General features: G+C 62.1%; 9 protein-coding genes. 3 read left to right on the top strand and 6 right to left on the bottom strand.

The features are described from left to right. On the bottom strand, nucleotides 1-676 hold a 676-nt coding region (locus tag EN939_RS11530; protein WP_127268115.1), incomplete at its 3' end, for a HisA/HisF-related TIM barrel protein. Nucleotides 677-709: 33 nt separating this feature from the next. Between EN939_RS11530 and EN939_RS11525 the strand changes: the two genes are divergently transcribed. After that, the gene (locus EN939_RS11525) at nucleotides 710-1,747 is read left to right on the top strand and encodes a hydantoinase/oxoprolinase family protein (RefSeq protein WP_127268114.1); all 1,038 of its coding nucleotides are present in this window, start codon (nucleotides 710-712) and stop codon (nucleotides 1,745-1,747) included. A 19-nt stretch (nucleotides 1,748-1,766) separates the two neighbouring features. Here the strand turns inward: EN939_RS11525 and EN939_RS11520 are convergent, their stop codons facing one another. The 5 genes from EN939_RS11520 to EN939_RS11500 are packed head-to-tail and all read right to left on the bottom strand — an operon-like array spanning nucleotide 1,767 to nucleotide 6,344. After that, complete coding sequence (locus tag EN939_RS11520) at nucleotides 1,767-2,357, bottom strand: DUF447 domain-containing protein (protein WP_127268113.1); 591 nt, start codon at nucleotides 2,355-2,357, stop codon at nucleotides 1,767-1,769. A 3-nt stretch (nucleotides 2,358-2,360) separates the two neighbouring features. Beyond that, nucleotides 2,361-3,755, bottom strand: coding sequence for a DUF6513 domain-containing protein (locus EN939_RS11515; protein WP_127268112.1), 1,395 nt, complete (start codon nucleotides 3,753-3,755; stop codon nucleotides 2,361-2,363). Further along, the gene (locus EN939_RS11510; RefSeq protein ID WP_127268111.1) at nucleotides 3,748-4,299 is read right to left on the bottom strand and encodes a flavoprotein; all 552 of its coding nucleotides are present in this window, start codon (nucleotides 4,297-4,299) and stop codon (nucleotides 3,748-3,750) included. Before EN939_RS11510 ends, EN939_RS11515 begins: the two co-directional genes overlap by 8 nt. Before the next feature lie 3 nt (nucleotides 4,300-4,302). Beyond that, complete coding sequence (locus EN939_RS39015) at nucleotides 4,303-6,123, bottom strand: (5-formylfuran-3-yl)methyl phosphate synthase (RefSeq protein ID WP_245473080.1); 1,821 nt, start codon at nucleotides 6,121-6,123, stop codon at nucleotides 4,303-4,305. A 5-nt stretch (nucleotides 6,124-6,128) separates the two neighbouring features. Then, nucleotides 6,129-6,344, bottom strand: coding sequence for a hypothetical protein (locus tag EN939_RS11500; protein ID WP_127268109.1), 216 nt, complete (start codon nucleotides 6,342-6,344; stop codon nucleotides 6,129-6,131). A 38-nt stretch (nucleotides 6,345-6,382) separates the two neighbouring features. On the opposite strand from EN939_RS11500, the gene EN939_RS11495 reads away from it, so the two are divergent. Both EN939_RS11495 and EN939_RS11490 read left to right on the top strand, forming a co-directional pair. After that, on the top strand, nucleotides 6,383-7,612 hold the full coding sequence (locus EN939_RS11495) for an ABC transporter substrate-binding protein (protein ID WP_127268108.1): 1,230 nt from the start codon (nucleotides 6,383-6,385) through the stop codon (nucleotides 7,610-7,612). Between the two features lie 21 nt (nucleotides 7,613-7,633). Then, nucleotides 7,634-8,605, top strand: a complete 972-nt coding sequence (locus tag EN939_RS11490) for a YVTN family beta-propeller repeat protein (RefSeq protein ID WP_127268107.1) — start codon at nucleotides 7,634-7,636, stop codon at nucleotides 8,603-8,605. The last annotated feature ends 94 nt before the right edge of the window (nucleotides 8,606-8,699 follow it).

Genomic DNA, 8,699 nt, shown 5'->3' with positions numbered 1-8,699 from the left:
GCGTAGCGTTGTGCAATGAGGTTGCGACCAGCGCCGCGGCGACACCCATCGCGGACAAGGCGCTGATGTCGGCCTCATCTCGGACGCCGCCGGCCGCGATGACGGCGCGATTTCCGGCCTTGGCCTTGACCTCCTGCAACCGCCCGAAGTCAGGACCGGCGGCCGCACCGACCTTGGCCAGCGTCATGACAATCACCTTTTGCGGCCAAAGCTCGGGCTCATCGAGAAGAGAACGCGGTCCGCAAAAACTATCGCCGACGAAATCAAGGGACAGGATGAGATCGGGATGATCGCGAAAACGCCGCAGCAACATGTCGTCCCGCTGCGATTCAGAGCCCAGAACAGGAGACAGCGAGCGTTCGGCAAGCGCCGCCAAAAGTGTCTTCTCGTCGGCCACGCCGGCATCGACCCAAAGTTCCGGCGGCTCCGCCATCGTCCTCAGCCGGGCGAGTGCGTCGCTGTTTGGCGCTCCGCCTTCGATAGCGTCCAGATCTGCGATGTAGAAGGTCGAAAAAGGATAAAGCCCACGCAGTCCTTCAGCGACCGCGACGACATCAGGGCTTCGGCTGAGCGGCGTAACGATCGGCCTGTAGCGATCGCGTTTTCCCTGCTGGGCGCGAACCACCACGCCGTCTTTCAGGTCGAGAACCGGAATAATACGCAACGTTTTTTTCACCGACCAATTGCCCCCGTCATGAAAGCTTGAAGCGTGGAAAAAAGAAAGGGCATCATTGCCGGTTTCGACATTGGCGGCGCGCATCTGAAGGTGACCCGCGCACAAGACGGTCGCATCGTCGAGGCGGTAACGATCGCAACGCCGCTCTGGCAAGGCCTGCACAAGCTGGCTTCAGCCCTCGACGAAACGGCTCCGATCTACGCGGGTGCGGATCTCAACGCATTCACCATGACAGGCGAACTGTCGGACATCTTTCCGTCCCGCGATGTCGGCGTAGCGGCTCTGCTGGGTCAGATTTCCACCCATTTCCCCACAGACAAAAAGCTGGTCTATGCCGGACCATCCGGTTTCGTCGGGGTCGAGCAGGCAGCGCAGTTAGGCGCCGATGTGGCTTCTGCCAATTGGCACGCGACAGCCTTGTTGGTGGCAAAACTCGCCGGCGATGCCCTGTTCGTCGACATGGGCTCCACCACCACCGATATCATTGCCATCAAGAACGGCGCCGTGGCCAATGACGGCTACACCGATGCCGGACGGCTTCTAACCGGCGAATTGGTCTATACCGGCTTTACCAGGACATTCCTGTTCGGCGTAGCCTCGTCGGCTCCCGTCCATGGCAGGCTAACGCCGCTGATGAACGAGTATTTCGCCTCGATCGCCGACGCGCACCGCATCCTGGGCGTGCTCGACGAGGACGACGACAGGCACCCTCCCGCCGACGGCAAGGAAAAGACCGTGGACGGCTCGATCGCGCGGCTGGCGCGCATGGTGGGGCGCGACGCCACTGACCTGACCCCGCCGGAATGGGGTGAAGTCGCGCGCTGGTTCAGCGAGCAGCAACTGCGCAAAGTGCACGATGCAGCGTCTCTGGTTGCCGGGACCTTGCCGCGGCATGTCCCGATCGTCGGCGCCGGAATCGGTCGCTGGCAGATCAGGCGACTGGCCGAACGCATGGAACGCAGCTACGTCGATTTCGCCGACATCATCCCCGCCGATGACACCGTTCGCGGGCAAGCGAGCAGCGCGGCCCCCGCGTCCGCGATAGCGCTTTTGGCGGGATATCCGTTGTAAGCAGGGTGCGGCGCTCGGCCTAACCCCGCGCGTCCTCGCTACCGGAACCTTTGGCGGTCAAGTGATCGCTGACACGCTGCATCAGCCAGCCCCAGGCCTCCTTTTCGCCCTCGCCTGCGGTCTTTTCGATGGCAATCGAAAGGTAGGCGATTTCCGCCTCGATCTTATCGCGCGGCAGCATGCCGAGCCGGCTGACCAGGATGGCCAGCTCAAGCACTGCCGCCTTGGCTCGGTTGAGGCCGGTGAACGGCGCGAGCGCTTCCTCCCGCACCACGCGGCAGAAATGGCGGGGGCGCACGCCATTGTCATCGACCGCCTGGACTTCGAGACCCGAATACGCCAGCGCCGCCTCGAGCCTCGGCACCGGAAACCCGTCAACCGGAACGGTTGGCCAATGCTTGCGGCCTGTCAGGCAGCCGGCAAAGACACGCACGTCGTCGGTATAATTGGCGATGGCGAATGGCACTTCGGCGAGATTGTCGAGCGTGACCGACGGCCGGAACGGTGCAATCACCCAGCCGTCATTCTCGGCAATGATGCCGATCGGCGCGATGTGGACGTTGCCTGCCTTGTTGACCGTCGTGATGATCGATTCGCGAATGTAGGGCATGGTCTAGCGCTCTTTCCTTGCGCGGAGCGTCTGGCCCGGCTCGGCAAGACGGGTACGGTCGGTTTCAGGAGCCGGCGCGGCAACGCCCCATGCGAGCGGTTCGTCCTGCACATAACGCTTGCCGAGGCGCCACGCGATCTCCGCTTTCATCAGTTCCGCGCCGAGGTAAAAAGCGTGTGCGCCATCGGCGTTGACGTCCAGCCCGGCAAAAAGTTCGAACGCATCCGTGGCAACCGCATGCCCTTTGCTATTGAAAACATGGATGCCGTCCTCCGCTACCGCGATCCGGAAGTTGGCGTCGCGGACCTGGGCCGCCAATGCCTCGATATCGTCGGTTGAGGCTGTGAAAGGCTTGCGATCGTGGACCTGCAACAGGCCTGGGTGATAGCCGCGCGGCAACGCGCCGTCCGTGCAAGCAGCCAACATGACGCGGCGGGCGATATCGTGCTCCTCGATCGTCCGCACCGTGTGTGGGCTGACATGCACCGCCAGCACGTTTCGGATCCGGAGTTCCGAGCAGAGTCCCGCTAGAACGGCCGTAACACCGGAACTGTCCGCGTCGGTCAATTCGGTGAGATTGCCGGTACCCATCAGCAATTCGGCGTCCGGCCAGCGGCGCCGCGCCTCGATGAAGCGCCCGAGTGAAACGGCGAAGCCGAAATGGATCGGGTCGAGCACGGGATCGGCAATGAAGGCAACGCCGGCCTTTTGAGCGGCTTCGATGGCCCGGCCGAGCGAATCCAGATCGCCGGGCGTGGACGGTATCAACACTGCCGTAGCCCTATGGTCGAAGATCAACGGCAGCGTGTTCTCATCGAGGCTGAGAAGATAGTCCGCGCCGGCGCGTGCCCCGATCGTCAGTTCGTCCACGCTGGCCGAATCGACGCTGACCATAAATCCCCGTGCCTTGAGCGCTCGCACAGCCTCCGGCAGCAATGGAAACGGCGTCTCCGGCAGGCAGCCCAGATCGATGACATCGGCGCCGGCCGCGGCCAACATCGAGGCCCTCGCCATCAGCGCCTCGACCGACAGCATCGGCGCATCGACGATCTCGGCGAAGATGCGCATATCGTGACGCGTCAGATCCGGCGGTTTGCCCGCCCGGCCAAGGAAGGCCGGCAGGTCAGCGATCTCGTCGGGGCCGCGCACAAAGGGCACGCCGAAATGCTCCGACAGGTGCTCGATGTTGCCCCGATAGCGTCCGGGCAGGACGACGCGGTCGACGTCTCCTGTCAGAGTGAGCCGACGCTTCACAATGTCCTCGCTCATCAGCGCGGCGACCTTGACGCCGACGTCGACGATTTCCCACGCGAATTCGGTACTGCCCAGCCCGGCCAGCAGCCGTTTCAGCCGCGCCTTGGCCAGATGGCCGGTAAGAAAAACCAGCCGCTCAGCCATCGCTTGCGAGTTCGGCCCGGCGCCGTGTGAGCGAGGCTTCGAGATCAGCGAGCGATTCGACCACCTGGGTCCGCTCAAAACTCTTCAACTGCTTGGTATTTTCCAGGTCGATCCTGCGCGGATAGACCTTGACCAGCCCGTGCGGTGCCTGGGTCTCGAGTTCCGGCGCGGTGTCGCAAGCAAAGACGATGGCTGGCACACGGCACTTTCCGGCTTGGGCAAAGACATTGGTGGCGAGCGTGTCGGAAATGCCATGCACGCATTTGGCGACCGTGTTGGACGTGGCCGGCGCCACCACGACCGTGTGATAGACACCGTGGTAGAATTCGCCGACAGGGATCGCACTCGCGGTCTTGTCGTGCAGCACGCGCGTCGTCTCCGGGAAATCAAGTTTAAGCTTGTACATGCGCAACACTTCGTTGGCAGCCTTCGACACGAAGACATCGCAATGTTCGAGTTGGCGAACAAGTGCGAAGCTCTCCGTAAAGAAATGCCCGGAACCCGTCAAAACCCATGCCCAGCGCGGCACATGCAGCTTCACCATCGGCTATCCCGCCTTCTTTGCCGACGACCCTGTTGAAGCCACGATCCTGGTGCCGGGCAGCTTGCCCAACGCGAGCATCGCGCCGGCCTCGGCAGCATCCTTCGGACCGGCGAGATGGAAATCGACGCCGTCGGGCAGCATGGCGGCAAAGCCGGGGTCGACAATGCCTCGGGTCCTCAGGCTGTCAGCGGTATCGCCATCGAAGAATGCACCGGTCTGCTTGATAAGCAACAGCGCGTTTGCGCCAAGCTTGCCGGCAAGCCAGGCGGCCAGAGAATCGGAGGTAATGTCCCACGAGGCCGGAACATCCAGCGCCGGCAGTGCCAGTGACGACGGCAGCCACACCGGAACCTTGCCCGCCTCCAACGCTCGCCCGATCTCGTCCAGCGACCGTGCCGGCGTCAGTCTTTCGTCCCGGTCGAGGATGACATGGCCGAACTGCTCCATGGCCAGGATCGCCATGGCATGCGCGGCGGCGTCGGAAAAATCCATGCGTGTCTGCGTCTCGCGCACATGGTCGGCAAAGAGGCCGCCGCCGGGCACGATGACGATCGGCAGCCTGGAACCCGCCAGCGCTGCGATCCAGCTCTTCATCCCCGCCGCATGGGCCGTGCTGCCGCCAAGCTTGACGATGGCCCGTCGGAGCATTTCGGGGCGTTCCTGGCGCGGCCGGAAAACAACGCTCCGGTCTTTTCGGCCGGCAGTGCCGGAGGCAGCGCCGCGTCCCGCCGATTGGCGCTTGCGTTCGATCTCGACGCCGACGCCGCCAGGGCCGAGCTCGAGCTTCTCCACCCTTACCGTGACACGCACGACACGCTGGTTCTCCAGGACGTGCGCTGCCACCTGCTCGGCCAAAGCCTCGCTGAGCTGGATATGTCCCCGCGCGACGATGGTGCGAATGCCGTCCATGATGATGTCATAAGAGAACACATGGCGCATGTCCTCGGGATGGTCGGTGATTTGCAGCACGTCGGCGGCCACATCAAAGCGCACTTTTTGAGTATGGCCATGCTCGAAGCTGTAGGCACCGATCTGGACCGGCAGAACAAAATCCCGCACAAAAATCCTGTCCGTGCCCAATGTCGGGTCGGTGTCCGGCGAATAGCCTCTCGCCGCCAACAGGCGATAGTCGATACTCGATTGACCGCCGGTCCCGGATTCCGCCGGGATCAACTCTCGAATCTGCGAGACCGCCTCGGCGCTGATCGAACTCGTGCGACCGGAATGGCCACACAGCGCCCCCCGAAAGCCGAGAAAATCGGGAGCGAAAGGCAATAGGCGCGGAATATCCGGAGCTTCCAGCGATCCACTCAGGCCGACCATCAGACCGAGCGATTTCGTTCGGTCGACGAATCCCGGAATACGCTCCGGCGGCAGATGATCGAGCAGCCGGCCCTTCCCCTTTTGCGCGGTATCGACCATCACGCCATGGAAGCGATGCCTGGCGAATATCGGCAGAAGCTCGAAGTCCGGCGCCAGATCGGCAAACAGCACGGCAATCAGCTTCGTTCGTGCGGCGAGCGGTTCGAGCGCCTGTGCGCAGGCAGAGATATTCGCCGAAGGGAAACACCCGATCTTCACATAGTCGACGCCGGTCGCCGCGATCTCTTCGGCCTTGATGCGGATCGTTTCGGGTTCCATCGGCAGGTCGCCGCAGACCGCGCTGACCGGAGCCCGACCAGCGATGAACGAAATCGTTCGGCGCATGGTTTCCGTGGACACCGCGCCCAGAGCTCCCGCCTTCGGGTCCTTCAGGTCGACGATGTCGACACCTCCAGAAAGAGCGATCTCCGCCTCTTCGATGCCGGTGACGCTTGCCAGCATTCTGGTCACTTGAACAGTTTCTCCAGTTTGGAGGACAAGACGTTTTTATAGAGGCAGTCGATCCCCCTGCGCCACGTCTCGCCGGTGTTGCCATGCGAATCGACGCCGGCGACCTTCCGCACCGTTCTGGCAGGCGCGAAAAGTCTTTCGATAGGGTTTGATAAATTTTGCGGGTCGGCTAAGTTGATCATGGGCACCTTGACTTGGCGCGGGTCCGGCAACCGTCGAACCTTTGCGCAAGAATGGGTAATTACTATCGATGACGAGCGCGGTGCCAGGCACTCTCGCTGCCTTTTTGTGCTTTTTTTCCCTGACCGTCAACGTTTCCGACGCGACAGGCCAGGAAACGGTGGCGAAGCCGGAAAAAAAGACAACCGAAATCAAGATAGGCTATTTGCGGGCCTACGCACCGCAATTGACGCTTTCCATGCTCGACCTGCCGCCACGTGACGAAGGTGTCGCCGGCGCCGAGGTTGCGATCGGCGACAACAATACGACCGGAAAGTTCACCAACCAGAAATTCAGCCTCGACGTGACCGAGATCAAGCCCGACGGCGACGCGGTTCAGGCATTCGAAGGCATGATCGCCAAGGGCGACCGCTATGTGGTCGCCGATCTTTCAGCCAAACAATTGCTGTCGATCGCCGACATCGCCCGCGACAAAGGCGTGCTGATCTTCAACGTCGGCGCCACCGACGACAGCCTTCGCGAGGAGGACTGCCGCGTCAACGTTTTCCATGTCGCGCCGACGCGCAGCATGCTGGCCGATGCGCTGGCGCAGTATCTCATGGTGAAGAAGTGGCCGAATTGGGTGCTGCTGTATGGATCGCATGAGCAGGATCGTCTCTACGCCGATGCGTTGCGCCGCGCGGCAACCCGCTTCGGCGGCCAGATCGTCGCCGAGAAGGAATTCAAGGATACCGGCACAGCCAGGCGCACCGACACCGGCGCCACGCAGATACAGCAGCAGATTTCCGTGTTCACGCAAGATCTCCCGGAGCATGACGTGGTGCTTGTCGCGGACGAAAGCGAGGTTTTCGGGACCTACGTGCCCTATCGCACCTGGACGCCGCGGCTGGTCGCCGGCACGGCCGGTCTGGTTGCATCGTCATGGCATCCCGCCAGCGAACAATGGGGCGGCATCCAGATGCAGAGCCGCTTCTTGAAGACGGCGAGCCGGCGGATGCTTTCAAAGGACATGTCGGCCTGGACGGCGGTGCGTGCCGTCGGCGAGGCCACCACGCGCACCAAGGGCGACGATGCGAAAAAGATCAGCGACTACATGCGCTCGGACGACTTTTCGGTTGCTGCTTTCAAGGGGCAGAAGCTGACCTTCCGCAAATGGAACCTCCAGCTTCGCCAGCCGATCTTGCTTGGCGATACCAAGTCCGTCGTCTCGACATCGCCACAAGAGGGCTATCTTCACCAAGTCTCCGAACTCGACACGCTCGGTGTCGATCAGCCGGAAACGAAATGCGCTCTCAAGTAGAGTCAATCGGGAGGAATTTGCGTGCAGAAACGAGCTTGCGCATTCGCCATTCTCGCGGCCGGCCTGACGGCCAGTCCGGCATCGGCCTATACGGCCTACGTTTCCAACGAGAAGGACAACACGATGACCGTCGTCGACACGGCGACGATGCAGGTGGTGAAGACAGTTGAAGTCGGCCAGAGACCTCGCGGCATCACCATCTCGCATGACGGCAAGTTCGTCTACCTATGCGCCAGCGATGACGATACGGTCCAGATCATCGATACCGCGACGCTTGAAATCGTCGGTACGCTGCCATCCGGCCCCGATCCCGAATTGTTCGTGCTCTCGCCGGACGGCAAGACGCTTTATGTCGCCAATGAGGACGATAATCTCGTCACCGCCATCGACGTCGAAAGCAAGCAGGTCCTGGCCGAGATTCCGGTCGGCGTGGAACCGGAAGGCATGGGTGTCAGCCCCGATGGCAAGACCATGGTCAACACCTCGGAAACCACCAGCATGGCGCATTTCATCGACACCAGCACGCATGAGGTGACCGACAACGTGCTGGTCGACACGCGCCCGCGCTTCGCCGACTTCAAGCCCGACGGCTCGCAGGTCTGGGTCAGCGCCGAGGTCGGTGGCACTGTCAGCGTCATCGACAACGCCAAACGCGAAGTGGTGAAGAAGATCCAGTTCGCGATTCAGGGACTGCGGGCCGAAACCATCCAGCCGGTAGGCATCGCCATCACCGCCGATGGCAAGAAAGCCTATGTCGCGCTCGGCCCGGCGAACCATGTCGCGGTGATCAATACCGACACCTACGAGGTGGAGAAATACATCCTCGTCGGCCAGCGTGTCTGGCATCTGGCCTTCACGCCCGACCAGAAAACGCTGATCACCACGAATGGCAATTCCAACGATATCACCTTCATCGACACGGCCACCGACGAGCCGGTCCAATCGCTCACCGTGGGCCAGCAGCCCTGGGGTGTGGTCATTTCGCCCAAATAGCAGACATTGATCATCGGGAGGCTCAAGACATGAAACTTTTCCGCAGGTTTTTCTTCGCCGCGCTCGCCGGATTCGTCCTTGCTCCGACCGGAGC

Origin of the sequence: Mesorhizobium sp. M7A.F.Ca.CA.002.05.1.1, assembly GCF_003998335.1 — a bacterium.
GTDB lineage: Bacteria > Pseudomonadota > Alphaproteobacteria > Rhizobiales > Rhizobiaceae > Mesorhizobium.
The sequence above is the reverse complement of the archived record's forward strand: the minus strand, read 5'-3'. Positions and strand labels throughout refer to the sequence as shown.

Coding starts and splice junctions, on each gene's coding strand:
- EN939_RS11520 (WP_127268113.1), bottom strand. CDS start 2,357: ATGCCCTACATTCGCGAATCGATCATCACGACGGTCAACAAGGCAGGC.
- EN939_RS11510 (WP_127268111.1), bottom strand. CDS start 4,299: ATGGTGAAGCTGCATGTGCCGCGCTGGGCATGGGTTTTGACGGGTTCC.
- EN939_RS39015 (WP_245473080.1), bottom strand. CDS start 6,123: ATGCTGGCAAGCGTCACCGGCATCGAAGAGGCGGAGATCGCTCTTTCT.
- EN939_RS11495 (WP_127268108.1), top strand. CDS start 6,383: ATGACGAGCGCGGTGCCAGGCACTCTCGCTGCCTTTTTGTGCTTTTTT.
- EN939_RS11515 (WP_127268112.1), bottom strand. CDS start 3,755: ATGGCTGAGCGGCTGGTTTTTCTTACCGGCCATCTGGCCAAGGCGCGG.